Annotated in this window: 24 protein-coding genes and 1 tRNA gene; 12 read left to right on the top strand and 13 right to left on the bottom strand. The window is 71.5% G+C overall.

The window, feature by feature from the left end:
- Nucleotides 1-84: 84 nt before the first annotated feature.
- From PVK37_RS04800 to PVK37_RS04790, 3 genes are all read left to right on the top strand, one after another.
- Complete coding sequence (locus PVK37_RS04800) at nucleotides 85-756, top strand: cupredoxin domain-containing protein (RefSeq protein ID WP_275032515.1); 672 nt, start codon at nucleotides 85-87, stop codon at nucleotides 754-756.
- Nucleotides 757-1,275: 519 nt separating this feature from the next.
- Complete coding sequence (locus PVK37_RS04795) at nucleotides 1,276-1,476, top strand: hypothetical protein (RefSeq protein WP_275032513.1); 201 nt, start codon at nucleotides 1,276-1,278, stop codon at nucleotides 1,474-1,476.
- Nucleotides 1,477-1,826: 350 nt separating this feature from the next.
- Nucleotides 1,827-3,521, top strand: a complete 1,695-nt coding sequence (locus PVK37_RS04790) for a bifunctional metallophosphatase/5'-nucleotidase (RefSeq protein WP_275032512.1) — start codon at nucleotides 1,827-1,829, stop codon at nucleotides 3,519-3,521.
- A 115-nt stretch (nucleotides 3,522-3,636) separates the two neighbouring features.
- Here PVK37_RS04790 and PVK37_RS04785 read toward each other — a convergent pair whose 3' ends face one another.
- Both PVK37_RS04785 and PVK37_RS04780 read right to left on the bottom strand, forming a co-directional pair.
- Nucleotides 3,637-4,914, bottom strand: coding sequence for a glycosyltransferase (locus tag PVK37_RS04785; protein WP_275032509.1), 1,278 nt, complete (start codon nucleotides 4,912-4,914; stop codon nucleotides 3,637-3,639).
- 107 nt (nucleotides 4,915-5,021) lie between these two features.
- Nucleotides 5,022-5,615, bottom strand: coding sequence for a hypothetical protein (locus tag PVK37_RS04780; RefSeq protein WP_275032508.1), 594 nt, complete (start codon nucleotides 5,613-5,615; stop codon nucleotides 5,022-5,024).
- Between the two features lie 183 nt (nucleotides 5,616-5,798).
- Here PVK37_RS04780 and PVK37_RS04775 point away from each other — a divergent pair, with 183 nt between their 5' ends.
- Complete coding sequence (locus PVK37_RS04775; protein ID WP_275032506.1) at nucleotides 5,799-6,668, top strand: AraC family transcriptional regulator; 870 nt, start codon at nucleotides 5,799-5,801, stop codon at nucleotides 6,666-6,668.
- 594 nt (nucleotides 6,669-7,262) lie between these two features.
- Entirely contained in the window at nucleotides 7,263-8,990 is a 1,728-nt protein-coding gene (locus tag PVK37_RS04770) for a cellulose binding domain-containing protein (RefSeq protein ID WP_275032504.1), read from the top strand.
- A gap of 67 nt (nucleotides 8,991-9,057) precedes the next feature.
- Here PVK37_RS04770 and PVK37_RS04765 read toward each other — a convergent pair whose 3' ends face one another.
- Nucleotides 9,058-9,606 (bottom strand): carboxymuconolactone decarboxylase family protein, encoded by a 549-nt coding sequence (locus PVK37_RS04765; RefSeq protein ID WP_275034960.1) that lies wholly within the window; start codon nucleotides 9,604-9,606, stop codon nucleotides 9,058-9,060.
- 78 nt (nucleotides 9,607-9,684) lie between these two features.
- Nucleotides 9,685-10,149 carry a MerR family transcriptional regulator gene (locus PVK37_RS04760; RefSeq protein ID WP_275032503.1) on the bottom strand — a complete coding sequence of 155 codons (465 nt, stop codon included), beginning with the start codon at nucleotides 10,147-10,149 and terminating at the stop codon, nucleotides 9,685-9,687.
- 134 nt (nucleotides 10,150-10,283) lie between these two features.
- On the opposite strand from PVK37_RS04760, the gene PVK37_RS04755 reads away from it, so the two are divergent.
- Complete coding sequence (locus PVK37_RS04755; protein WP_275032502.1) at nucleotides 10,284-11,147, top strand: NAD(P)-dependent oxidoreductase; 864 nt, start codon at nucleotides 10,284-10,286, stop codon at nucleotides 11,145-11,147.
- A gap of 252 nt (nucleotides 11,148-11,399) precedes the next feature.
- Here the strand turns inward: PVK37_RS04755 and PVK37_RS04750 are convergent, their stop codons facing one another.
- From PVK37_RS04750 to PVK37_RS04740, 3 genes are all read right to left on the bottom strand, one after another.
- Entirely contained in the window at nucleotides 11,400-12,599 is a 1,200-nt protein-coding gene (locus tag PVK37_RS04750) for a helix-turn-helix domain-containing protein (protein ID WP_275032501.1), read from the bottom strand.
- Nucleotides 12,586-12,753 carry a hypothetical protein gene (locus PVK37_RS04745; protein ID WP_275032500.1) on the bottom strand — a complete coding sequence of 56 codons (168 nt, stop codon included), beginning with the start codon at nucleotides 12,751-12,753 and terminating at the stop codon, nucleotides 12,586-12,588. The genes PVK37_RS04750 and PVK37_RS04745 overlap by 14 nt, the downstream gene beginning before the upstream one ends.
- A gap of 197 nt (nucleotides 12,754-12,950) precedes the next feature.
- Entirely contained in the window at nucleotides 12,951-14,315 is a 1,365-nt protein-coding gene (locus PVK37_RS04740) for a helix-turn-helix domain-containing protein (RefSeq protein ID WP_423791001.1), read from the bottom strand.
- Nucleotides 14,316-14,405: 90 nt separating this feature from the next.
- Between PVK37_RS04740 and PVK37_RS04735 the strand changes: the two genes are divergently transcribed.
- Nucleotides 14,406-14,981 carry an HD domain-containing protein gene (locus PVK37_RS04735; protein ID WP_275032499.1) on the top strand — a complete coding sequence of 192 codons (576 nt, stop codon included), beginning with the start codon at nucleotides 14,406-14,408 and terminating at the stop codon, nucleotides 14,979-14,981.
- Nucleotides 14,982-15,456: 475 nt separating this feature from the next.
- Here the strand turns inward: PVK37_RS04735 and PVK37_RS04730 are convergent.
- Together PVK37_RS04730 and PVK37_RS04725 are read right to left on the bottom strand one after the other, a co-directional pair.
- Nucleotides 15,457-15,533: transfer RNA gene (locus PVK37_RS04730), tRNA-Pro, on the bottom strand.
- A gap of 73 nt (nucleotides 15,534-15,606) precedes the next feature.
- Nucleotides 15,607-16,500, bottom strand: a complete 894-nt coding sequence (locus PVK37_RS04725; protein WP_275032498.1) for a metallophosphoesterase — start codon at nucleotides 16,498-16,500, stop codon at nucleotides 15,607-15,609.
- 25 nt (nucleotides 16,501-16,525) lie between these two features.
- Here PVK37_RS04725 and PVK37_RS04720 point away from each other — a divergent pair, with 25 nt between their 5' ends.
- Nucleotides 16,526-16,981, top strand: coding sequence for a GatB/YqeY domain-containing protein (locus tag PVK37_RS04720; RefSeq protein ID WP_275032497.1), 456 nt, complete (start codon nucleotides 16,526-16,528; stop codon nucleotides 16,979-16,981).
- Nucleotides 16,982-17,106: 125 nt separating this feature from the next.
- On the opposite strand, the gene PVK37_RS04715 is transcribed toward PVK37_RS04720, so the two are convergent.
- Nucleotides 17,107-19,554 (bottom strand): penicillin-binding protein, encoded by a 2,448-nt coding sequence (locus PVK37_RS04715; protein ID WP_275032495.1) that lies wholly within the window; start codon nucleotides 19,552-19,554, stop codon nucleotides 17,107-17,109.
- Nucleotides 19,555-19,955: 401 nt separating this feature from the next.
- Between PVK37_RS04715 and PVK37_RS04710 the strand changes: the two genes are divergently transcribed.
- Complete coding sequence (locus tag PVK37_RS04710) at nucleotides 19,956-20,276, top strand: WhiB family transcriptional regulator (RefSeq protein WP_275032494.1); 321 nt, start codon at nucleotides 19,956-19,958, stop codon at nucleotides 20,274-20,276.
- Nucleotides 20,277-20,307: 31 nt separating this feature from the next.
- Here PVK37_RS04710 and bagB read toward each other — a convergent pair whose 3' ends face one another.
- The 3 genes from bagB to PVK37_RS31810 are packed head-to-tail and all read right to left on the bottom strand — an operon-like array spanning nucleotide 20,308 to nucleotide 23,236.
- Nucleotides 20,308-21,459, bottom strand: a complete 1,152-nt coding sequence (bagB, locus tag PVK37_RS04705) for an ArsA family ATPase (RefSeq protein ID WP_275032493.1) — start codon at nucleotides 21,457-21,459, stop codon at nucleotides 20,308-20,310.
- A 56-nt stretch (nucleotides 21,460-21,515) separates the two neighbouring features.
- Nucleotides 21,516-22,493, bottom strand: coding sequence for an ATPase BagA (bagA, locus tag PVK37_RS04700; RefSeq protein WP_275032492.1), 978 nt, complete (start codon nucleotides 22,491-22,493; stop codon nucleotides 21,516-21,518).
- A 26-nt stretch (nucleotides 22,494-22,519) separates the two neighbouring features.
- Nucleotides 22,520-23,236: an Rv0361 family membrane protein gene (locus PVK37_RS31810; RefSeq protein WP_423791053.1), complete on the bottom strand. Its 717-nt coding sequence runs from the start codon at nucleotides 23,234-23,236 to the stop codon at nucleotides 22,520-22,522.
- Between the two features lie 474 nt (nucleotides 23,237-23,710).
- On the opposite strand from PVK37_RS31810, the gene PVK37_RS04690 reads away from it, so the two are divergent.
- Genes PVK37_RS04690 through PVK37_RS04680 form a run of 3 tightly spaced genes read left to right on the top strand, consistent with a single transcriptional unit; the run spans nucleotide 23,711 to nucleotide 24,840 of the window.
- Nucleotides 23,711-24,184: a hypothetical protein gene (locus PVK37_RS04690; RefSeq protein WP_275032491.1), complete on the top strand. Its 474-nt coding sequence runs from the start codon at nucleotides 23,711-23,713 to the stop codon at nucleotides 24,182-24,184.
- A gap of 45 nt (nucleotides 24,185-24,229) precedes the next feature.
- A complete protein-coding gene (gene sp36 / locus PVK37_RS04685) occupies nucleotides 24,230-24,385 on the top strand; it encodes a Sp36 family protein (RefSeq protein ID WP_091452994.1) in 156 nt (51 codons plus the stop codon).
- Entirely contained in the window at nucleotides 24,382-24,840 is a 459-nt protein-coding gene (locus tag PVK37_RS04680) for a RidA family protein (protein ID WP_275032490.1), read from the top strand. The genes sp36 and PVK37_RS04680 overlap by 4 nt, the downstream gene beginning before the upstream one ends.
- The last annotated feature ends 148 nt before the right edge of the window (nucleotides 24,841-24,988 follow it).

The following is a 24,988-nucleotide window of genomic DNA, read 5'->3' as shown; positions in this document are numbered from 1 at the left end:
CCAGGCGGTGCTCGTACACACGTTCTATCCACAGGCTGTGGACTGCGGCTGTGGACGACCGGGACCGGTCGCTACCGTGGGCGAGTGGCCGAGTCGTCCGAGCCGGTGTGGTACGTCGCCTACGGCTCGAACCTGCACGCCGCCCGGCTCGCCTGCTACCTGGGCGGTGGCCGGCCGCCCGGCGGGCTGCGGACGTACCCGGGCTGCCGGGACCCTCGCCCGCCCCGGCGCAGCGTCCCGGTGTTCCTGCCGGGCGGCGTCTACTTCGCCGGCGAGTCGCGGGCCTGGACCGGCGGGATGGCCTTCTACGACCCGGAGCTGCCCGGCGAGGTGGCGGCGCGGGCGTACCTGCTCACCGCCGGCCAGTTCGCCGACGTGGCCGCGCAGGAGATGTACCGGCCGCCCGGCACCGACCTGGCGCTGCTCGCGGCGGCCGTCGAGCGGGGCACGGTGACCCTCGGGCCGGGCCGGTACGAGACCCTGGTCTGCGCCGGGCTGCGCGACGGGTACCCGCTGGTCACCTTCACCGCGCCCGGTCGCGCCGGTGACGTGCCGTGGAACCCGCCGGCCGCCACCTACCTCGGGCTGCTGGCCGCCGGTCTCGCCGAGGCGCACGGCTGGGCCGTGGACCGGATCGTCGACTACCTGGCCGGGCGGCCCGGGGTGGCCGGTCGCTGGGATCCGGACGCCCTGCGGGCCACCGTGGCGGACGCGACCGCCCGCGTCGGCGGCGGACCGTCGGCCCCCGGCCGCTGAGCGCGACGACCGGGTCCGCGGTTCGTCGGTGACTTCCGACCGCCGGCCGTAGCGGGTGTCTATCTGCACACCAAGAAGGACACGTTCAGCTCCACCCATCGGTACCGGCGGTCGGGCCGCCACATCGGGGAACAACGGCGGAGAGGCCGGCTACCTGCGCAATTTCTCGGGATCCCTTGTCGACTGGTCCCGGCTCGCCCGGTGACGAACCGGCGGCACGGCGGTGGAGGTGCGGTAGCAGTTACCGCCGACCGCTCTCTCCGGGCCCGGTGGACCCCATCTGGCCGTGCTCACCCGGGCCGACCTGCTCCATCACCCTCAGTGCATAGGCATGCGCCGATCGCCTGAGGCGCATGGGCCGTTCGGTTGTGGTTGATCAACCGGGCAGTTGTTACTTGCCCGTGCAGCTTTCTCGACAGTCACAAGTGGTATCACCATCGATAGCCTCAGGCATTCTCACGGAAACGTGGGAACCCGTGCCGACGGCTTCGCCGCCGGCTCTCGGAATGTGGGGGAATCGTGAACACCAGCCTGAACGGCGAGAACCTTCCCATCAACCGGCGCTTCCCTTCGGCGGGGCGCTGGGCGCTGTGCGACATGGACCGCCGCGACCGGGGGGACAGCGGCGAGTTCAGCCAGCTCGACGACAACGGTGACCCTGTCGTCGGGAACCCGGCCCCGCCGTACCGGGGGTCGGGCGGCAACTACGCGTACCGCTGACCGACCGGAAGCCACCGCCGCGCCGGCTCTGACGGGAGGCCGGCGCGGCGGCTCGGACAGGCGGCCGGCGCGGCGGCCCTCGTGGTGCGCCGGCCCGGCTGGAGGGACTCCCGGACGTCACCCGCCCGTAACGTCGGAATCGTCCAGCCGACCGGTGGAGGTGGCCGGTCGTATGCCCAGCTCGGGTGTACTCGTCCAGTCGACCGATCGCGGCCGGGATGAGAGGCTGTCGGGCGACAGGCCGCGCCGTCAACGCCGTGACCTGCGATCGATCCCTGCAACGGTACGGCTCAGGGGCCGGGCTACTCATCGCCCGGACACCCCACGCACCGACCCTCACGAGGAGTTCCATGTCCGTCTCCGGGATGCGCCGCCGGACCGCCCTCGGTCTGGCCATCCTCACCGCGGCCGCGTTGAGCGCGGTCGCCGCGACCCCCTCCCAGGCCCACCGGCCCGGGCCGAAGCCGGTCGACGTAAAGCTGCTCGCCCTCAACGACTTCCACGGCAACCTCGAGCCGCCGTCCGGCTCCAGCGGCACCATCGCCGGGCAGACCGCCGGTGGAGCCGAGTACCTGGCCACCTACCTCAAGCAGTTGCGCGAGGAGTCGAAGAAGAAGAACACCATCACCGTCGCCGCCGGTGACCTGATCGGCGCGTCGCCGCTGCTCTCCGCCGCGTTCCACGACGAGCCGACGATCGAGTCGCTGTCGCTGGCCGGGCTGGACTACGCCGCCGTCGGCAACCACGAGTTCGACGAGGGCCCCGCCGAGCTGCTCCGGATGCAGAACGGCGGCTGCCACCCGGTCGACGGCTGCGCCGACGGCACCCCGTTCAAGGGCGCCGGCTTCCAGTACCTGTCGGCCAACGCCTTCAAGACCTCGAACGGCCGGCCGTTGCTGCCGCCGTACGCCATCCACAAGGTCGACGGCGTCAAGATCGGCTTCATCGGGATGACCCTGGAGGGCACCCCGGACATCGTCAGCCAGGAGGGCGTCGCCGGCCTGGAGTTCACCGACGAGGCCGTCACCGCCAACCGGTACGCCCGTGAGCTGCGCCGCAAGGGCGTCGAGACCATCGTGGTGCTGCTGCACGAGGGCGGCAACCAGGCCGGTGCCGGCGGCATCAACGACTGCGTCGACTTCACCGGCCCGGTGGTGGACATCGCCGAGCGGATGGACCCGTCCATCGACGTGATCGTCAGCGGGCACACCCACCAGGCGTACAACTGCGAGGTGGCCGGCAAGCTGGTCACCAGCGCCAGCTCGTTCGGCCGCCTGGTCACCGACATCGACCTGAAGATCGACCGTCGGACCGGTGACGTGCTGAGCATGCAGGCCGAGAACGTCGTGGTCACCCGGGACGTCACCAAGGACCCGAAGCAGACCGCGCTGATCGCCCGCTACAAGGAGGTGCTCGGCCCGGTCGCCGGCGTCATCGTCGGCAGCACCGCCGGCCCGCTGACCCGGGCCCAGGAGACCCTCTACGGGACGACGCTGGGCGAGTCGACCATGGGCAACGTGATCGCCGACGCGCAGCTCGACGCCACCGACACCGAGCAGAACGCGGTCGCCGCGTTCATGAACCCGGGCGGCGTCCGCGCCGACCTCGACGCCGGTGACGTCACCTACGAGGAGGCGTTCACCGTCCAGCCGTTCGCCAACAACCTGACCACCCTGGACGTGACCGGCGCGCAGCTCTACTGCCTGCTGGAGCAGCAGTTCACGGTGGGCCGCACGCTCTACCCGTCCGACACGGTCCGCTACACGGTGAACCCGGCCGGGACCACCGCGCCGGCCGGCGACCCGTGCGCGGGCAGCCGGGTCGTGCCGGGCAGCCTCACCATCGGCGGGACCGCGGTCACCGCCACCGCCACCTACCGGATCACGGTGAACAGCTTCCTGGCCGGCGGTGGCGACGGCTTCTCGGTGCTGACGCAGGGCACCAACCGGGTCACCGGCATGATCGACCTGGACGGCCTGATCGGGTACCTCAAGGGGAACTCGCCGGTCGCCGCGCCGGCCCTCGACCGGATCTCGGTCGCCTGACGGTTTCCCGTCCCGCACCACCCCGGCCCCCCGGCCGGCGCACGGATTTGACCCGGCCGCCCGATGGGCCGGCGGAACGGACCTCGGAGCACCCGCTCCGGGGTCCGTTCCCGTTTCACCGGTCCAGCAGGGCCTCGATCCGGTCGGCGGCCCGGCCCGCGCCACCGGCCCCGGTCAGCGCCACGGCCAGCTCACCGGCCCGGCGCCGGAACCCCGGCCCGGCGAGCACCCGCTGCACCGCCCGCCGGATCCGCGTCGGACCGGGCCGGTCGGTGCGCAGGTCGAGGCCGGCACCGGACCAGGCCACCCGCCGGGCGACGTCCGGTTTGTCCAGTGACCTCCCGGCCACCACCAGGGGTACGCCGGCCGCCAGGCCGCCCAGCGTGCCACCCCAACCGCCGTTGGTGACCATCACGTCGACCAGCGGCAGCAGCCGGTCGTACGGCAGGAAGGCCGCCACCCGTACGTTGTCCGGCAGCGGGCCGAGCACCGACGGTGCCGGACCCCCGGTGGCGCAGAGCACCAGCGGCGCGGTACCGGCCAGCCCGGCGACGGCCGGCCGCAGCAGGTCGTCCGGATCGTTGTCGAGCGTGCCCTGGGTGACGTGCACCACCGGCCGACCGTCCGCCCGCGCCGCCACCAGCTCCGGCCACCAGTCGGGCAGCGGCACCGTCGACCGGGCCGGTGGTGCGAGCCGCCCCACGAACCGCACGTGCGCCGGCAGGTCGGGACGGTCGAACTCCAACGCCGGCACGCCCTGCGCCACGACCAGGTACGGGGAGTAGCAGTCCTCCAGCGCGGCCACCGTCCGAGGGCCGAGGCCGGCGGCGGCGCGTACCCGGTTCACCCGGGGAGTGGCCAGCCGGCGCTGGACCGCCCCGGCGGGCGGCCGGAGCACCGCGTCCCGGACCCGGCCGACCGGGCCGGCCGCCGGGGACAGCCCCGGGGGTGGCAGGTGCCGGCCGGGCAGGGTCAGCGGCGTCACCGCCACCGACGCCCAGGGCACGTCGAGCGCCTCGGCGGCCAGCGCCGCCCCGAAGGCGAGCTGGTCGGTGACCACCAGGTCGAACGGTTGCCGCCGGGCCGCGTCGAGCAGGTCGGCGGCCTGACCGGCGGCGGTGCCGAGGAACACCCGGGCACTGTGCCGCCAGGCGCCCCGCAGCCCCTTGCCGCCGCCGAGGCCCGGGAACGTGGCGGCCAGCCGGGCGTCGTCGAAGTCCCGGGCCCGCCGCCAGGGCAGCCATTCGGCCCCGACGGCGAGGAACCGTCCGTGGTACTTCGTGCCGGTGTACGCGACCACCCGGTGGCCGCGTCGGACCAGCTCGGCGGCGACCGCCGAGGTCGGCCCCACGTGCCCGGCGAACGGCAACGACGACACCAGGACCCTCGCCATCCGGCCTCCACCGTGGTCGCCATCGATCGACGTTCCTCACGGTACGCCGGCGGTGGCCGGTGCCGGCACGGCGGTGCGTGCGGTACAGCGGGTACGGCGGTGGGGGCTCAGCGGGTGAACGGCGGCAGCGCGGTGAAGGCGGGGTGCAGCTCGACCTGCCGGGCGAGCTGGGCCAGCACCCGGCGGACCCGGGTCAGCGGGTGTCGGGGGAACTGCTGGTCGTACGCCGGATCGTCGGCGACGTGCGACGGCAGGCCACCCTCGCCCTCCGGCCCGTACGGGTGGGGTCGGAAGTAGTTCGGCGGGCCGACCCGGGCCATCACCGTCGCCTCCCGGACGCCGGTCGGTCCGCTCTCGGCGGCCTGCACCCGCAGCACCGCGCTGCACGCCGCCTTCGGCACGATGTAGCTGCCCAGGAACGCCTGACCGGTGGGCTGGCCGGGCAGCTTGACCTTGATGACCTGGCGGAGTGCCGGCTGGCCGCCGACCGGTACCACCTCCGCCTCGATCAGCGCGCCGCCCTGGGCCGCCGCCATCTTCGCCATCCCCCGGCGCAGCTCGGTCAGCTCGGTCAGCGCGGTGGGCAGGTCGGGGACCAGGTTGAAGAAGACCGGCTGGATCAGGGTCCGCTCGTCGTCGGCCCAGGTGTCCGCGGCCACCTGGTTGAATCCGTCGAGAAGAAAGTGCTGAAAGGGATGCATGGGTCCCGATCGTGTCAGATGATCTCCACTCCGGACCCGGCCGGAACTTTGGCGTCGGCCGGCCGACCGGATCGGGCCGCGCGGTACGGGACGGGTCCGCCGGCCAACCGACCGGATCGGGCCACAGCGGTCGGGCGGGGCGGGGGTGCCCTCGACCAGAGTTGGCACCGGAAGGAGGCCACTGTGATCTCGGCACTCAACCGGCTGGTCGAATTCGTCGAGGAGCAGCTCACCGACGAGGTCGACGTGGCCCGGGTGGCCAGGATGCTCGGTACCACCGAGTACCACCTGCGCCGGATGTTCTCGTCCCTGGCGGGCATGTCGCTGTCGGAGTACGTACGCCGACGTCGGATGACCGTCGCCGCCGCCGACGTGGTGCGGGGCGAGGACGGGCTGCTGACCATCGCCGTCCGGCACGGGTACGGCTCGACCGAGGCGTTCGGGCGGGCGTTCCGGGCCGTGCACGGTGTCAGCCCCGGTGACGTACGCCGGGACGGTGGCCCCCTCCGTAGCCAACCGCAGATCAGGTTCCGCCTGACCGTCGAAGGGAGCATCCCCATGGACACCCGCATCGTCGACCGCCCCGCGTTCCGGCTCGTCGGGCACGCCGCCCGCGTCCCGCTGATCCACCGGGGCGTCAACCCGCACATCCAACGGCACATCGCCGCGCTGCCTCCGGAGGAGCATCTGCGGCTCAAGGGCCTCGGGGACACCGAACCGCAGGGCCTGCTCCAGGTCACCGACGACGTCGACCCGGAGGCCACCGAGGGCACCGAACTGACCTACCTGCACGGGGTGGCCCTGGCCGGGGGCACCCCGGCCCCCGACGACCTTGACGCCATCGAGGTGCCGGCCGGCAGGTGGGCGGTCTTCCGGACGAGTGGACCGTACCCGCAGCTGCTCCAGGACACCTGGGCGGCGACCGCCACCGAGTGGTTCCCGTCCAACCCGTGGCGGCTGCGGCCCGGCCCGTCGATCGTCGCGGTCCTGGACCGAGCGGACGACTTCAGCACCGCGACCTGCGAGCTGTGGATGCCGGTCGAGCCGGAGTGAGGTAGGCGTTCGACACCAGGGGGCGCGTCCGGTCGACCGGACGCGCCCCCTGGTCGCGTCAGCGGCAACGCATCGACAGGCGTTGACAGTTCTGAGCGGGCGGGACTACGGTCGTGGCGACCAGAGAGGGATTCGTGCGCTCGCTGTGCGGAACTCGCCTGCGTGCTGCGATGAGCGGCGGAGCGGGCCGGTGTCACCGGTCCGGCCGACACGGAAGGGCACCGTGCGGCTCCGCTGAACCACGTTCACCTGCTGCTGTCGTCGTTCCCGCCCGCCGTGCCACCGCGCCGACGGGCAGGTTTTCGGCCCGGCATCGTTGTGAGCGTTAACATCGCCGGCTCGGGGGCAGACTCCCGCCAGTGCCGGGCAGGCGCACCAGCGCGCCGACGGCCGGGATCCGGCCGTCGGACGGTGTCGGGATCCCTCTCCTGGCCCCGTCGGGGGACACGACGTGCCGGCGTTCCTCCACCACCACCCCTGTTCGTCGGGCCCTTGGGGCGCTCCAAGGTCCGCCTGACGCGGCCACCGGCGCGCCCGGACACGGGACACCCCCACCGGGGCGGCGGTCGCATCCCCCACCTCAGGAGAAGTGCCATGAAAAGACTCAGAGTGAACACCGCCGTGGTGTCGGCCGGTGCCATGCTGCTGGGCTCGGCCGCGGTCGCCGGGGCGTTGCCGGCCGGAGCGGCGGCTGCCGGCTGCTCGGTGACCTACGCCGTGTCGTCCGAGTGGCAGGGCGGCTTCGGTGCCAACGTCGCCATCACCAACCTCGGTGACCCGGTCTCCAGTTGGACGCTGACCTGGTCCTACAGCGCCGGCCAGCGGGTCGCGGAAGCCTGGAACGCGACGGTGACCCAGAGCGGTGCCGCGGTCACCGCCAGGAACGTCAGCTACAACGGGGCCATCCCGACCAACGGCTCCACCTCGTTCGGCTTCAACGCCTCGTGGAGCGGCAGCAACCCCGCCCCGACCAGCTTCGCGCTGAACGGGGTGACCTGCACCGGCGGGGTCGCGCCGACCACCGGCCCCACCACCCCGCCGCCGACCACGCCCCCGCCCACCACGCCCCCGCCCACCACGCCGCCGCCGAACGCGGCAGCGGACATCACGGTGAACAGCGCCACCCGGTACCAGACCATCGACGGGTTCGGGGCGGCCCAGTCGATCTGGGGTAGCTCCTGGTCGACGACCGACACCCAGACCCTGGTCGGGATGGGCCCCAACCAGTTGGGTCTGTCCATCGTGCGGACCGGCCTGTCGCCGGTCTCCAGTGAGTGGTCGACCCACGTGAACTCGCTGAAGACGGCCAAGTCGTACGGGTCCGGGGTGAAGATCCTCGCCTCGCCGTGGACGGCACCGGCGGCCTGGAAGACCAACAACAGCCGGATCAACGGCGGCAAGCTGCGCCCCGAGTACTACGACGACTATGCCCTCCACCTGAACAGCTACGTGCAGTACATGCGCAACCAGGGGGTGACGGTCGACGTCACCTCGGTGCAGAACGAGCCGGACTGGCACCCGGACTACGACTCGATGGACTGGAGCGGCACGGAGCTACAGACCTTCGTCCGGGAGCAGGGCGCGAAGGTGCAGAACACCAAGCTCATGGTCGCCGAGGCGGTGAACCTCAACTACAGCTACACCGACCCGACGCTGAACGACGCCAGCGCCCGGAACAACATCGGCTACATCGGCGGCCACCTGTACGGCACCGAGGCGTCCGGCCGGCTGAAGCCGTACACCCTGGCCCAGCAGCACAACAAGCCGGTGTGGATGACCGAGTGGAACCTGCACGAGGCCGACGGCAGCGGCTCCAACATCTGGGGCAACCCCAGCAACCAGACGGTCTGGAACGAGACGCTCGACGACATCATGCGTACCGTGCACAAGTCGATGGAGTCGAACTGGGGCGCCTACATCTGGTGGTACGGCAAGCGCTACTACTCGTTCATCGGTGACGGCGAGGCGGCCTACGGCACCACCGCCGGGGCACCGCTGAAGCGCGGGTACGCGTTCTCGCAGTACGCCAAGTACGTCCGGCCCGGGTACCAGCGGGTCGCCCTGACCAAGAGCTCCAAGGCGTCGCCGCTGGAGGTGACCGCCTACCAGGGCGACGGGAAGATCACGCTGGTCATCCTGAACCGGTCGACCAGCGCGGTGAACAACGCCGTCATCCAGGTGCCGCAGAACGTCACCAAGGCGGAGTACTACCTGACCTCGCAGAACGCCAGCGCGGCGAGCCAGCCGACCAGCGTGAACGGCGGACAGGTCAGCGTCAACGTCGGTGCCCGCAGCATCTCCACCGTCGTGCTGACCCTCTGACGGTCTGACTCGGCCCGTGGCCGGGTGGGTGGGTGACCGATCGCCGGCACCCACCCACCCGTACCCGTCAGACCACCTGGCGGTAGCCGGCGGTGACGATCCGCTCGGACGCCTGCGCGTACCAGCCGGGGTCGGCCGCCGGCAGCGTGCCCAGCCCGTCGACGTACCGGTTGAACATGCAGAACGCCGCCGCGATCAGTACCGTGTCGTGGATCTCCAGGTCGGTGGCGCCCTCGGCGCGGGCGGCCTTGACCAGCTCGGGGGTGACCTCGCGGCCACTGACCTGGACGGCTCCGGCGATGCGCAGCAGGGCGCGCAGCTTCGCCGGGACCGGGGCGCTGTCCAGGTCGGCGCGGACCTGGTCGACCAGGGTCATGCCCTCGTCGAGCTGTGCCGCCGCGTACGCCGAGTGCGCCGCACAGCAGTAGGTGCACTCGTTGCGGCCGGAGACGTAGGCGGCGATCAGTTCCCGTTCGCCGGGGGTGAGCGGGTGCGGGCCGCGCAGCAGCACCTCGACCAGTTCGAGCAACGGTCGGGCGGTCTCCGGCCGGAACCGCAGCGGCCCCCGGATGCCGGGGAACTCGGTCTCGTCCACCCCTAGATCGATGTGTGCGATGGCGTCACACTCCTGAATTTCGAAGCTGCTACCTGATCGTGGTGCCGTGATCGAAGCTAGTGAATGGCGTCCGGCATCTCAAGGGGCCTGCCGCGCGCTGTCGCCTGGCATCCGACCCCGACGCCCGCCGACGGCGGCCGTACCGGGCGGCTCCGGCGCGGTGGCATCGCACGGCCGGCGTTGCGGTGACGTACGTCGTTCCGTGTTGTCGATGTAGTCGTGCAGGGCCCGGCGGGACCGGGTGAGCGTGTCGATGCGTTCGTCCAGCTCGTGCAGCCGGGCCCGCAGGCTGGTCAGAAGTTCCGGGCAGGGCTCCAGGTCCGGGGCCGTGCCGGTGGCGCAGGGCTGCAGGTAGGCGATGTCCTCGGTGGAGAGTCCGGCTTCCAGCAACCCTCTGATCTGAGTCACGGCCAGGATGTCTTCGTCGGTGTACTCGCGGTAGCCGTTCGCGCTGCGGCCGGGCTGGAGCAGGCCCTGGGCCTCGTAGTAGCGCAGCAGGTATGCACCCACTCCGGTCCGGCGACTCAGCTCCCCGATCAACACCTGTGCTCCTCCTTGACATTCATATCGGTGTGAAGGTCGATGCTACGGCCATGACTGAACCTTCCAGTTCATCGACCGATACGCATGCCGTACAGGAATCGCCGACGCGGGAATCCGACGCCGACCACGCTCCGGTGACGGTCCTCGGCCTGGGACTGATGGGCCAGGCGCTGGCCGGAGCGTTCCTGGCGGACGGACGCCCGACCACCGTGTGGAACCGCTCGGCGACGAAGGCCGAACCACTCGTCGCCCGTGGCGCGACCCTCGCGGCCTCGGCCCGCGACGCCGTCGCCGCCAGCCCTCTCGTGGTCGTCTGTGTCTCCAACTACGAGGTCGTGCACGAACTGCTCGACCCGCTCGCGGACGTCCTCGCGGGCCGGGTGCTCGTGAACCTGACCTCGGGCACCTCCCAGCAGGCCCGGGAGACCGCCCGGTGGGCGGAACGGCGGGGCATCTCCTACCTCGACGGCGTGATCATTGCCACCCCGCAGGGCATCGGCGCGGCTGACACCCTGCTGTTCTACAGCGGGCCGCGGCCGGTGTTCGACAGGCACGAGCCAACCCTTCGCATCCTCGGCGGGACCACCACGTACCTCGGTGCCGACCACGCCCTGTCATCGCTGTACGACATGGCGATCCTGACGATCATGTGGAACGTGCTGAACGGCTTCCTGCACGGCGCAGCCCTGGTCGGCACGGCACACGTGCCGGCCGCGGCATTCGCCCCGGCCGCACGCAAGGGGATCGCGACCGTGGCCGACTGGCTGACCGGCTATGCGGACCAGATCGACAGCGGCAGGTACCCGGCCCTCGACGCCACCATCGACACCCACGTGGCGGCGATGGACCACCTCATCCACGAGGCCGAGTTCCTCGGCGTCGACGCCGAACTCCCCAGGTTCGTCAAGGTTCTCGCCGAGCGGGCGGTGACCGGAGGCCACGGCGGCGACAGCTACGCCGCCATGATCGAGCAGTTCCGCAAGACCTCGGGTGGGTGACCATGCCCTGTGGTGTGCCGGCCAGGGTCACCCGGACTGTTGCGAGCCGTCCCGGTCCGGGTCGATGCGTTGCGGCGATTCGCCGGCCGCCCGGAGGACGTTGCGGGCAGCGGTCGCCACCCGGCAGTCCGGGGTACGGCACGCGCGACAGCGGCCGTCGGGGCCGGGTCGGTGCTGACGGAGGACGGTACGGGCGGTGAGAATCAGCCGATTACGGATCTGCGCCAGGGACAGAAACGGTGCCGTCACCGGTCAGCCCACGCCCAGGGCGACGGCCAGCTGCGTGATCGTGGTCGGGGCGTACGGGTCGTCGGCGAGCTGGGCGAGAAGGTCCCGGGCGACGGGCCGGTGCCGGACCTCGGCGGGCGCGGTGCGCTGGGCATCGAGCAGCACCCGGGCGGCGCTCGCCGGGTCGTCGGCGTGCAGGTAGGCGCGGGCGGCGTCGAGCAGGTGCGCGGCCCGGTGCTCGGCGGCCAGCCACCGCCAGCCGGCCCGCCCGGTCGCCTTCTCGTGCCAGCCGATCGCGGCACGGGCGTCGCCGCATTCGACGGTAGCGGCGGTGCGGGCCAGCTCGACGGCGGCGGGTCCGAACCCGGTCCGGTAGTGGTCGTGCCCGTCCCCGACCTGTTCGGCCAGCTCGGCGGCCTCGTCGATCAGTTCGGCGGCGGAGGGTTCGTCCCCGTCCTGTGCCGCCGCCAGGGCGGCCTGGACGAGCAGGGTGCCGCACAGCGACAGCTCGGCCGCCGTGCCGTACCCGATCACCGGTGGGGCGATCCGGTACGCGGCGACCCGCAGCACCGACCGCGCCTCCCGGGCCCGGCCGGCGGCACGCAACACCTGGCCGAGCTGCACGGCTGCGGCGGCGACCAGCTCGCGGTCCCCGGTGGCGTGCAGCATCGCCCGGTCGGCGGCCAGCCAGGCCAGCTCGGCGTCGCCGAGCTTGACCAGCAGCGACGCGGCGATCCGGTACGCCTCGACCAGCGGCACCCGGCCAGGGCCGGGCTGGTGGGCGTGGGTGCGTTGCGCGTCGGTCAGCAGGCCCGGGGCCAGGCCGACGAGCTGCTGGTAGCGGGCATGCTGGAACGTCGTCCAGGCATGCCCGACCTCGCGGAGCATCCCGTCCACCGGCAACACCGGCCGGCGGCCCGCCGGCCTACCGAGCGGGATCTCGTACCGGGACAGCGCCGCCCGGATCCGATCGACGCCCTCGGTGCGTCCGGTCGCCTCGGCGGGCTGCACATCCCGGCCCAGCAGGACCGCCGGGTCGATACGCAGCACGGTGGCGATCTCCTGGAGCGTGGACAGCTTGTCGAGTTTCCGGACACCACGTTCGACCTTGTCCACCCAGCTCTTCGACTTGCCGAGCCGGTCGGCGAACATCTGCTGGGACAGTTTCCGCCGACCCCGCCAGTACGCCACCCGCCGACCGATCGGCAGGTCAGTCCCCGGCACGTCGCCGCCACCGCCGGTCAGGGATAGCCCGGGTGGTCTCCTCGACCGGTATCCGCTCCGCCTCGGCCAACGAGAGCAGGCGTTGCTTCGCGGCTTCCCGTTCCGCCTGCTGGATCTGCTCGCCTCGGCTCCCGGCCGCCGCATCGTCGCCCATCCCCACCTCCGCTGGTAGGGGCGCGACGGCGTGCTGTTCGGGGAAGGATCGACACCGCCGCGCCCGGCTCCGAGCGGGTCACGGCCATGTCCGTTGCCGGCCGCTTCGCGCCGGCCCCGCCCTCGACCACAGCATCGAGTGACCTGGTGATTACCGAAAGGCGGCTGGTGTCCGCTGGTGGGGTGTGTTGTCCGCTGTCAGGCGGGCCGGTGTGCCTCGTACACCTCACGCAGCGCAGCTGCCTCTGCCGCGTCCGTCTGCTCGACCCGCCGGAGCACCTCCCGGGCCCGCCACCAGTTCGACGAGGCCACCCGCCCGGAGCGGATTGCTTCGACCGCAACCGCGCTGGCTTCGTCCAACCGGCCGACGGCGACCAATGCCAGCGCCAGGTCGAGGCGGGCAGAAGCAGACCGCCGAGGCCGGTCACCCCCGTCACCGTGCGGATCCAACTCGGTCAACGCGACCCGGGCAACCTGCTCGGCAGCCGGGTCGCCCGCCCACGACAGCGTCGTCGCCGTGTACGCCAACGCCTTCGTCGGGTCGTACCGGTAATGGTGTTCGGCGCGCGCCGGCACGGGCAGGTTCGCGGTCAACCGGTCCAGGCGGTCCAGCGCGTCGCGGGTCCGCCGAACGTCACCCAGCCGGGCCCATACCCTCGCCTCCTGGGCGGTGGCCTGGATATGCGCCGAGCTTCCCCGGGGTGCCACCCGCTGGGCCTGCTGAGAGAGATCGACCGCCTGCCGGTGCTCGCCCTGGACGAGCCGGTCCCACGCCCGGGTTTCCAGACACCACGCCCGGATCTCCGGATGTTCGCCGTGCTCGGCGAGCTTGGCGGCCGCGATCAGGTGCGCGCCGGCTGCCGAACGCTGTTGAAGGTCGATATGCACCGTCGCCCGTAGCAGGGTCAACCAGCCGCCGGCAACGATCAGACGCCGCCGCTGCGCCAGCGTGCCCCGACCGTCGAGCAGCCGGCCCACGTACGCCAGATGCCTCCGGACCATCGGCAACAGGTCCACCGGCCGCGTGGTCGCGTACGCGCTCGCCAGATCGTCCACACCTGCCTCGATCCGGGTCAGCGTCTCGGCGCTCACATCGCTGGCGCGTACCCGGGCAACCAGGTCGTCGGCCTCGGCGTGGTGGTCGACCGGCTGCCCGACGAGCCGTACGAGCACACCACCGGCCTGAAGAACATCATCGAGATGCCGGGCCGTCTCGGGCGTCGGAGCCTTGGCACCGGTCTCCAGGTCGTGCAGGTGGCTCTTGCCCCGATGCGCGAGCTGCCCGAGTGCCCGCAGCGACAGACCCCGGTCGGCACGAAGAGCCCGTAACTGAGCCCCGAAACGCGGATCGACGTGCGACACGACCACGCTCCCGGTGTAGGAGGAAGGAACGCGCTCCAGCTCTCGGCTGTGAACAGCCACTACGGAAGGTACATCGGTCAGGCTTTCACCGTAACGACCGCCACTGCTGCCTGGTATGGCCGTCAGTGTCAGATGATCGGTCGCACGATGTGCCGCCGACCGTTCGTGGCCTGATCGGGCAGGCCGGGTCGGTGACCACATCCGGGAGCACCACACCCAGTCCCGGTAGGAACTAACCTCTATCGTCTACAGCCTTCGGGCAGAAGGAGTCACCGGCACAGGGACGGGCAGATGAGCGACGACCACGACGCCGCGATGAGGTTCATCTTCGAGGCCGGCGTTCTCAAACGCGCCGCCCGTACCGGCTGGTGGTTCGCCGGGGTCAAGCACCCCGAGTCCATCGCCGAGCACTCCCACCGCACCGCTCTGATCGGGATGATCCTCGCCGCCATGGAAGGGGCCGACCCCGCCCGGGTGACGATGCTCTGCGTCCTGCACGACACGCAGGAGACCCGGACCACCGACATTCCCCACATAGCAAAGCGCTACCTAACCGCCGCGCCCAACACCACCATCACCGAAGACCAGGTCGCCGGCTGCCCACCTACCGTCGCCGACACCATCACCGTCGCCGTCGCGGAATACGAAGCCGGCGAAACCCTTGAGGCCATCGTCGCCCGTGACGCCGACAAACTCGAATGCCTCGTCCAAGCCGTCGAGTACCGCCACCAGGGCATCGACAACGTCCAACGCTGGATCGACAGTTCCCGCGCCGCACTCAAGACCACCTCGGCGCACCGCCTGGCCGACGCCGCACTCACCGGACAGCCCCTCACCTGGCTCACCCCACCCCCGAAACCGCAGTAGCTGCGCATCGCCGGTAGGGCTATAGAGGCGAACGTGGAAGGTTCTCTCCCTACCCGCCCACGATGTCGGGAAAGACTCTCGTGCACATGGCCCCGACATCGCGTAACCCAGCGTCCTCCTCGTGGATGCAGGCCGCGCAGATGGACAGGCTCCCACCGTCCGGCGTCGGATGGACCTGCGGTGAATGCCCGCACTCGGGACAGACCTCGTTCCCCCAGCTGGTTCTCGTGGCTGTCGACAACCGTGGCGGAACGACCCGCAGACGCTGGGCGCAACAACTCACCACCGTTGCCGCGACTACGAAGAACCCTCCGACGAGCAGGGCCGCCCGGCTCCTAGACACGGTGGCGATCGTCGCAGACGGGTCGGAAGGACCGCTGCCCCGCCGCCGGGGAAGCGAAGCCTGCTCCAACCGACGCTAATCCGCCGTGAATGCACTGAGGGCACATCCATCTATCGGATGTGCCCTCTTACCTGGTCGGGGTGGCCGGATTCGAACCGACGACCTCTTCGTCCCGAACGAAGCGCGCTACCAAGCTGCGCTACACCCCGAGGCGTGCGGACAAATACTAGCCCACCCGCCCCGGGGGTCCAACTCGGTACCCCCGCCCCGTCCGGGGGCAGGTCAGCGGGGGATCAGGGTCAGGATGCTGGCCTCCGGGCGGCAGGCGAACCGGACCGGGGCGGTGGGGTGGGTGCCGAGTCCGGCGGAGACGTGCAGCCAGGCGTCCGAGCCCGGCCAGCGGTGTAGGCCCTTCGCCATGGACCGGGGCAGCTCGCAGTTGGTGACCAGCGCCCCGACCCCCGGTACGCAGACCTGCCCGCCGTGGGTGTGTCCGGCCAGCAGCAGTTCGAAGCCGTCGGCGGCCATCTCGTCCAGCAGGCGGGGCTCGGGGGAGTGGGCCAGGGCGATGGCGAGGTCGGCGGTCTCGGCGACCGGGCCGGCCACGGATTCGTAGTCGTCCCGGGCGATGTGCGGGTCGTCCACCCCGACCACCTCGATCATCCGGCCGCCGGCCTTGACGGTGGTGCGGGCGTTGTTCAGGTCGGCCCAGCCGGCTCCGGTGAACACCGAGCGCAGCTCCTCGTACGGCAGCTCCACGCCTTCCCGGTACTCCCGGTCGGGCAGGAAGTAGCTGAGCGGGTTCTTCCAGACCGGGCCGGTGTAGTCGTTGGAGCCGAACACGAAGACGCCGGGGAAGTCGAACAGCGGCTGGAGGGCGCGCAGCACCCCGGGCACCGCTCCGGGGTGGGCCATGTTGTCCCCGGTGACCACCACCAGGTCCGGGTCGAGGGCGACCAGCGAGGCCACCCAGCGCTGCTTGCGCTCCTGGCCGGGGGTCATGTGCAGGTCGGACAGGTGCAGGATGCGCAGCGGTTCGGCGTCGGCCGGCAGCACCGGCACGTCGTACCGGCGCAGGGTGAACAGGTTGCGTTCGACGAGTGAGGCGTACGCCAGGGTGGCCGCGCCGAGGGCGGCGGTGGAGGCCGCGAGCCGGAATAGTGTGCGCTTTCGCATGGGGATCAGGGTAGTTTCACCGGACATGAGCACGCTTAAGGACCGCCTGACCACCGACATGCGGGCCGCCCTCAAGGCCCGCGACGAGTTGACCACCTCCACCCTGCGGATGGCCCTGGCCGCTGTCGGGAACGCCGAGGTCGCCGGCAAGGCCAAGCGGGAGCTCTCCGATGACGAGGTGCTGGCCGTGCTGACCAAGGAGGCGAAGAAGCGCCGCGAGTCGGCGACCGCCTTCGCCGACGCCGGCCGGGCCGAGCAGGCGGCCAAGGAGACCGCCGAGGGCGAGGTACTGGAGCGGTACCTGCCGAAGCAGCTCTCCGACGCCGAGCTGGCCGAGCTGGTCGGCGGGGCGCTCGCCGCGGGTGGGTTCAGCGGCAAGGGGCAGATGGGCCCGGCCATGAAGGCGGCCCAGGCCGCGGTAGCCGGCCGGGCCGAGGGTGGCCGGGTGGCCGCCGAGGTACGTCGCCAGCTGGGGGCCTGAGCAGCCGTCGTACCGTCGGCGTCGCTCTGGGTCGAGACAGCCGAAAGGGTCGAGACAGCCGAAAGGCCGGACATCCGCTGCGGGATGTCCGGCCTTTCGTTGTCTACCGGGGTTCAGTCGCCCACTCAGCCGGGGCGGCCCGGACCGTTGGGCGGGCGGTTGCCCGGCCCGTTGGCGGGTGGCGTGCCACCCTCGCTGTCACCGGGCGCCCCGCCGCCGGAACCGTCGCTGAGCTGGATGGTGACCACCCCGCCCTTGATGGTGCGGCCATCCGGGCTGGTGCCGGCGACGCTGCCCGCCGGGCAGTTCGAGGAGACCTTGACGTCGCTGACGACGACCTCGAACCCGGCGCCCTTCAGGCGGTTGCGGGCGGTGTCGACCGACTCGCACCGGACCCGGGGGATGCTCCGCTGGTCACCTTCGACGATCTTGCCCTTGGGCGGGGTGAAGTTGATCCGCTCCTTGCCCTTCATGGCGTCCCGGAGCGTCTCGTACACCGGCGGGTTGATGCCGTCCTTCTCGCCGTGCTTCATCTTGACGTTGGTCTGCGGCCAGTCCGGGTCGGCCATGATGCCGGCCACCGCGTACTGCTTGGTCATCGCGACCAGCGACGCGGTCTTCTCCGAGTCGGTGGTGCCGGACTTGCCGGCGACCGGCGCGTCCACGATGCCCTTCACGTTGGGTGCGGTGGCGCCGGTGCACTTGGTGGTCGAGGAGCGGTCACCCAGCGGGCAGCGGGCGGCGTCCACGGCGGCGCGGGCCACCTCGGTGCTGATCACCTGCTTGCAGCGCGGGTTGGCGACGTCCAGGGTCTTGTTGTCCGGGCCGGTGATCTTCTGGACCGGGATCGGCTCGCAGTACTTGCCGTCGGCGCCCAGGGTGGCGTACGCGTTGGCCAGATCCAGCGGGGTGGTCTGCGAGACACCGAGGGTGAACGCGCCCCACTGGTTGGCGGCGTCGTCGGTGGCGGAGAGGTTGAGGTCCTCCTGGGCCCGGAAGGTGATGCCGAGCTTCTGCGCCGCCTTGATCACGTTCTTCGCGCCGACCTGCTGCTGGAGCGGGACGAAGTAGGTGTTCACCGAGCGGCCGAAGGCGCTCCACATGTTGTGCGGGCCGGCCATGCTCTCCACGGAGTTGGTCGGGCAGTAGAAGTGCGTGCCGGGGCAGGCGGCCGGTGAGCCGCGCTGGATGATGTACTCCGACTTGAACTGCTTCGGCGAGTTGATCGTGTACTGGAGCGGGATGCCCTTCTCCAGCGCGGCCACGATGGTGAAGATCTTGAACGTCGAGCCGGCCTGGTAACCGGTGATGCCGTCACCACCGCTGAGCAGCGGGTTCACCGTGTTCGGGTAGTTGCCGAGCTTGCCCTTGCGGCGCTGCACCGGGTCGCTGTGTTTCTTGTTGGTCGGCTTGTTCGGGTCGTCCAGCTTGAAGTTCCGGTTGACCGCCATGGCCCGGACCCGGCCGCTGCCCGGCTCGACCACCGCGACCATCGCGGCTTCCTTGCTGGTGATCGGCTTGGCCTTGCGGACCGCCTTGTCCGCGCCCTTCTGCGCCTGCACGTCGAGGGTGGTCACGATGGTGTAGCCGCCGCTCTTGAGCCGCCGCTCCCGGTCGTACGTGGTGGAGCCGAACTCCTCCTGCTGGAGCCACCAGCGGTAGAAGTAGTCGCAGAAGAAGCCCCAGCTGTTCACCTTGGTCTGCACGCAGCCGTTCGGCGCGCGCTTGCCCTTGACGGTCAGCTTGACCGCCTTGGCCTTGTCCGCCTCGGCCTGGGTGATCGCCCCGGTCTTCACCATGTTGTTGATGACGTAGTTGCGCCGGTCGACGGCGAGCGGGTAGCCGCTCGGGGTGGTCGGGTCGAAGCTGGTCGGCGCCTTCACCATGCCGGCCAGCATGGCGGCCTCGTCGATGGTGAGCTTGGCCGGCGTCTTGTTGAAGTAGACCTGGCTGGCCGCGAAGATGCCGTACGCGCCGTTGCCGAAGGCGGCGATGTTGAGGTAGCGCTCCATGATCTCGTCCTTGGAGAACTTCTTCTCCACCTGGACGGCGTACTGCATCTCACGGATCTTGCGGGCGCTGGTGTCCTCGGTCGCGGCGACCACGTCGGCCGGGTGGCTCGCCGAGTAGGCGATGGCCAGCCGGACGTACTGCATGGTGAGCGTCGAGGCACCCTGCTGCGAGGCGGCCCCGGAGCTGTTGTTGACGAACGCGCGGGCGACACCCTTGAAGTCGACGCCGTTGTGCTTGTAGAACTGGTGGTCCTCGGCGGCGACGATGGCCTGCCGCATGACCGGCGCGACGTCCTTGAGCTTCACGTCCTTGCGGTTCTCGTCGTACATGGTGGCCAGCGGGGTCTTGCCGTCGCTGGCCAGGATGTAGCTGATCTGCGGGGCCCGCTTGACGGTCAGGTCCGGGGGCAGCTTGCCGACCGTCTCGGCGCCCGCCTTGGCGGCCAGCCCGGACATCGCCACCGCGGGGAATGCCGCGGCCGCCACCACCACCCCGGCCAGCAGGCCGCAGATCAGTAGTGATGCGGCGTTGGTCAGCAGATTGTGGTCACGTTTCCGCATCCAGGTCACCTCGACAGGGTACGCGAGTAGGGATTGGGCGGCTCACGGGCGGGTTTCCCCCATTTCCTGCGAGCGTCGCCCTCGTTGTGCTAAACGCACGACCCCCGGCACCTGGTTGCGGGACGAGGCCGACGAGTGTCTCCCGCCGGCCGGGGCGGCGCAGGGTTTTCACGTACTCGGGCGGGGTACGCGGCGGGCCGTACGCCCGGACGCCTGAACTGTCCGGAATGATGGATTTGGCCGACAACGTTGCGTAATCAGGTGACTACGGAGCATGATGTAGGCGGCAATCGAGCCACATGTCGTCCGTGCCGCCTTGGGGAAGGCCGGGCACGGCGACCGGGGGATACCGGTGCGATCCGCACGAGGTCGGTAGGTACTGCAAGGGGGGACGTGTACAGATGGGCATGATCACTGACTGGCCGTCGCTGGCGGCGTGTCAGAACGGAGACCCGGACGCACTGTTCGTACAGGGCGCTGAACAGAACGTGGCGAAGCGGATCTGCCGGGGCTGCCCAGTCCGGTACGAGTGCCTGGCCGACGCGCTCGACAACCGCATCGAGTTCGGCGTATGGGGTGGCATGACCGAACGGGAACGCCGGGCGTTGCTGCGTCGGCACCCGCAGGTGGCGAGCTGGCGCAAGATGTTCGAGGCGGCGATGCGCAAGAACGCCCAGGACAAGGCGGCCGGCAAGGACAAGGTCCTGGTCAACATCGGCTGATCAGGCCGGCGGCCGGGAGCTGTCGACCCGGTCACGGCCGGCTGATCGCCGCGCCGATCGTCCGCAGCCCGTCGACGTCGTGCACGTCGGCGGGCTGCGCCGGCACCGCCACCATCGGCACCGCCGGGAACGCCCCGGTGAACGACGCGGCCACCTGCTGCTCGCGTACCGCCTGCTCGAGCAGGGCGGCGTGGGCGCGCAGCACGTCCACGGTGGCCTCGTGCCCGCCCAACTCCGCCAACCGGTCCGCCGCGGCCAGGCTCTCCGCCGCGTCGGGGCTGTCCACCTCCGGCCGGTGCACCCGGTTGAGCACCAGCCCGACCAGCGGCATCCGCTCCTCCCGCAGCCGCCCGGCGAAGTAGGCCGCCTCCCGGACCGCGTCCCGCTCCGGCGCCGCGACCAGCAGGAACGCCGTCTCCCGCGCCTGCAGGATCCGGTACGTCTGCTCGGCGCGCTGCCGGAAACCGCCGAACATCGAGTCCAGCGCCGCGACGAACCCGGACAGGTCAGTCAGCAACTGCGCGCCGAGCACCTTCTGCACCACCTTCGAGAACATCCCGAACGAGGCGGTGACCAGGCTGAACATGCTCCGACCCCCGCTGCGGGCCGGGGCCAGCAGCAGCCGGAGCATCCGCCCGTCGAGGAACCGGGAGAGCCGGGCCGGCGCGTCGAGGAAGTCCAACGCGGAGCGGGACGGCGGAGTGTCCACCACGATCAGGTCCCACTCGCCCCGGGCGTGCAACTGCCCGAGCTTCTCCATCGCCATGTACTCCTGCGTACCGGCGAAGGTCGAACTCATCGCCTGGTAGAACGGGTTGGCGAAAATCTCCGCCGCCTTCGCCGGATCGGTGTGCTGGAGCACCACGTCGTCGAAGGTGCGCTTCATGTCCAGCATCATCGCGTGCAGCTCGCCGCCGCTGGCCTCGGTGTCGATCCCCTTGACCTGCCGGGGGGTGTTGTCCAGCTCGATCAGGCCGAGCGACTGGGCGAGCCGCCGGGCCGGGTCGATGGTGAGCACCACCGTACGACGGCCGTGCTGTTCCGCCGCGCGCAGCGCGAGGGCGGCGGCGGTGGTGGTCTTCCCCACGCCGCCCGCCCCGCAGCAGACCACGATCCGCACGCCGGGGTCGGCGAGGATCCGGTCGACATCGAGCGACGGCGTGGCGTCTTCGGCGGAAGGCACCGATCGAGCGTATCGGGAGCGCGCGCGTCTCCGCCCCGAGCCGGGGCAGGTGTGAGTCAATCCGCCCGGACGAGCACCCGGGCCAACGCTTCCAGACCGGCCCGGTCCACCCCCGCCGGGAGCAGCGGAAGCTCGGTCAGCGACAACCCCAGCTCGACCAGCTCCGCGCGGAGCGACTCCTCCAGTTCCCGGCGGACCACCTGGCCGACCGCCTCGGCGTGCAGCCCGGCGACGGTCGCCCGGTCCGCCGAGAGCCCGGCCGCGAGCAGACCCCTGCGCAGCTCGGCCTGACTGGTGGCCCGGCCCGCCGGCACCGGCGGCCGGGTGGCGTTGACGATGATCCGCCCGACCGGGAAGCCGAGCGAGGTCAGCTCGGCTACCGCGTCCAGCGTCTCCTGGACCGGCATCTCCTCCAGCAGCGTCACCACGTGCACCGCGGTGATCGGGGAACGGAGCAGCGCCGCCACCCCTTCGCTCTGGGTTTTGATCGGCCCGACCTTCGCCAGCCGGGCGGTCTCGGCGGTGACGTTCAGGAACCGCCCGATCCGGCCGGTGGGTGGGGCGTCCAGCACCACCGCGTCGTACACCCGTCGTTGCCCGGCGGTGCGGGTGGTCGCCTCCTTGACCTTGCCGGTCAGCAGGACGTCCCGCAGCCCCGGGGCGATGGTGGTGGCGAAGTCGATTGCGCCGAGCTTGCGTAGCGCCCGGCCGGCCGCACCGAGCTTGTAGAACATGTCGAGGTACTCCAGCAGCGCCTCCTCGGCGTCCACCGCCAGCGCCCGGACCTCCCCGCCACCCGGCGCGTCGGTCAGGTGCCGCTCCTCGTACGGCAGCGGCTCGGTGCCGAAGAGCTGCGCGATGCCCTGCCGCCCCTCGACCTCGACCAGCAGGGTGCGCCGGCCCCCGGCAGCCAGGCCGAGGGCCAGCGCCGCGGCCACGCTGGTCTTGCCGGTGCCACCCTTGCCGGTGACCACGTGGAGGCGGGCCGGCCATCCGGTACCGGCCGGCTCGACCGGCTGCTCAGCTGCGCGCACCCGTCGAGCCTAACCACCGGAGGGGATCAGGCGACCTCGCAGACCCACCAGCCGGTCTTCTGTACCACGGTGAACCGCAGTTCCTGGTCGGCGACCTTCTCGTCGGTGGTGGTCACGGTCACGGTGGTGGAGACGGTGGCCCGCTCGGCGGTCTGGTTGTCGACCTTCGGCGCGCTCCACTTGAACCGGGCGTTCTGGTGGGTCTCGGCGTACTTCCGCACCTCCGCCACCTTCGCCGCGATCTTCTCCCGGTCCCGGGCGGAGGAGCAGACCAGGTCGGTGGCCCGGTCGGCGTCCCGTTCGGTGTAGACGGCGGTGAGGAACTCCTGGACCGCGCCGGCCGGTTCGGCCGCGCCCTCGCCGGTCTCGGCGTTGCGGAGCAGGAAGAACGCGGCGGTGCCGCCACCTCCGCAGAGCACCAGGGCGACCACCAGCACGATCGCGGCGATCAGCGGGGCCCGTCGCCGCTTCGGCGCGGCCGGCGCCGGCTGGCCCGGCATCCCGCCGGGTCCGCCCGGGAAGCCCTGGGGTCCGCCCGGGAAACCCTGCGCACCGGGCGGGAAGCCCTGGGTACCGCCCGGGAAGCCCTGCGGCGGGGCCGGGAAGCCCTGCGGGCCGGGGGCACCGTACGGACCGGCCGGGCTCTGCGGTCCGGTCGGGACGCCCTGCGGTCCGGTCGGGCCGCCGTACGGGGCGGCCGGCGGGGCAGCCGGCGGGTCGTACGGGCCGGGCTGGGCGGGGATCGGAGCGCCGTACGGGCCGGGTGGGGTGGGAGCCGGTCCACCTTGCTGGCCGGTGCCGAACGGCGGGCCGCTCGGCGGCGGGAACGGGCCACCCTGGGGCGGTTGGGTCATCGTGTCCCCCGAAGTGTGGTGCGCGTTCACCGGCCTGGCGACGCTGGGTTGAGCGTGACGGGGCGCGCCGGAGCGCTCGCCCGCCCGTGAGAGTAGCGGGCCACCGGCCGGCGCGGGTGCCGGCCGGTGGCCGCCGATCGGCTCCGGCCACCGCGAGGACCGGTAGGCGTCGGAGCGGTATCGATTACCGGACGGTAGAGGTGTCGCATATGTGACATTCGGTGGTGATCCGAGCGCGTCCGGTTGCCGATGTCGGGATTTCGACCCTACGTTCAGGCGCGGCGCGGGGGAACGGGCCGGGCGACCACGCCCGCTCCGGCAACAACGGCAGATCGCACCAGGTACGACGCCCGGAGGCAGTGCATGCGTGACGCGGAGAACAGCCCCCGCACCCAGTGTCCCGACGGTGAACGAGCGACACCGCGCCGGGGGAGCGGCGAGCCGACCCTGGCGGCGCCCTGCAACGAGCGGCCGTACCGCCGCTGGGTGGAGCCGGTCGAACCGCTGCGGTCGTGGGTCCGGCCGTTCGACCGTGGCCGGGACGACGAGGAGCCCGGATACGTCATCCACCTCCCGGTCCGGGTGCCGGACCTGGCGGCGGCCACCGCGCTGGCCGGCCGGGTGGCCGACTCGCTCCGCTTCCTGCCCGAGCTGGACGCCGGCGAGACCACCGTGTCCACCGCCGACGACCAGAACAACCGGCACCGGGTCTTCTGCGACCTCCTGCTGCCCGACCGGTCGCGCTGCCCGCAGCGGTACGGACACCGCGGCCCGTGCGGCGAGGAGCCCGCAGCCCCGGAGCCTCGCCCGGTGCCCCGCCCGTCGACCGGGTCGTAGGCTGTCGGCGGAACATCAACCCACGACCACAGGAGCCCGGCAACGATGCAGAAGTGGGAGTACGCCACCGTCCCGCTGCTGGTCCACGCGACCAAGCAGATCCTCGACAACTGGGGCGAGGACGGTTGGGAACTGGTCTCGGTGATCCCCGGGCCGAACCCGGAGCAGCTCGTCGCCTACCTGAAGCGGCCCAAGGCATGACCGGCCCGCACGCGAAGCTCGCCGAACTCGGGCTGAAGCTGCCGGAACTCGTCCCGCCGGTGGCCAGCTACGTGCCGGCCGTGCAGTCCGGGCAGACCGTGTACGTCTCCGGCCAGCTGCCGATCGCCGACGGGAAGCTGCTCGCCACCGGCAAGGTCGGCGGCGGGGTCTCCGCCGAGCAGGCCAAGGACCTCGCCCAGCGCTGCGGGTTGAACGCGCTCGCCGCGATCGACGCGCTGGTCGGGCTGGAGAACGTGGTCAAGGTGGTGAAGCTGACCGGCTTCGTCGCCTCGGCCCCCGGCTTCACCGGACAGCCCGGTGTGATCAACGGTGCCTCCGAACTCTTCGGCGCGGTCTTCGGTGAGGCCGGTCGGCATGCCCGCAGCGCGGTCGGCGTGGCGGAGCTGCCGCTGGACGCCCCGGTCGAGGTCGAGGTCATCGTCGAGGTCGGCTGACCCGGTACGAACCCCGTGGTCCCACCCGCCGGGCGGTCGGAAGCCCAGGTCCGGTCGGGTGGGACCGGTGCGTCTACCGGTCGGAACGACCGTGGACGACGGTCCCGGCCGGACTCCAAGATCGCGATGAGCGACCGCCCGGGTCGTA

Source organism: Micromonospora cathayae, from assembly GCF_028993575.1.
GTDB classification, from domain to species: Bacteria; Actinomycetota; Actinomycetes; order Mycobacteriales; family Micromonosporaceae; genus Micromonospora; species Micromonospora cathayae.
The sequence above is the reverse complement of the archived record's forward strand: the minus strand, read 5'-3'. Positions and strand labels throughout refer to the sequence as shown.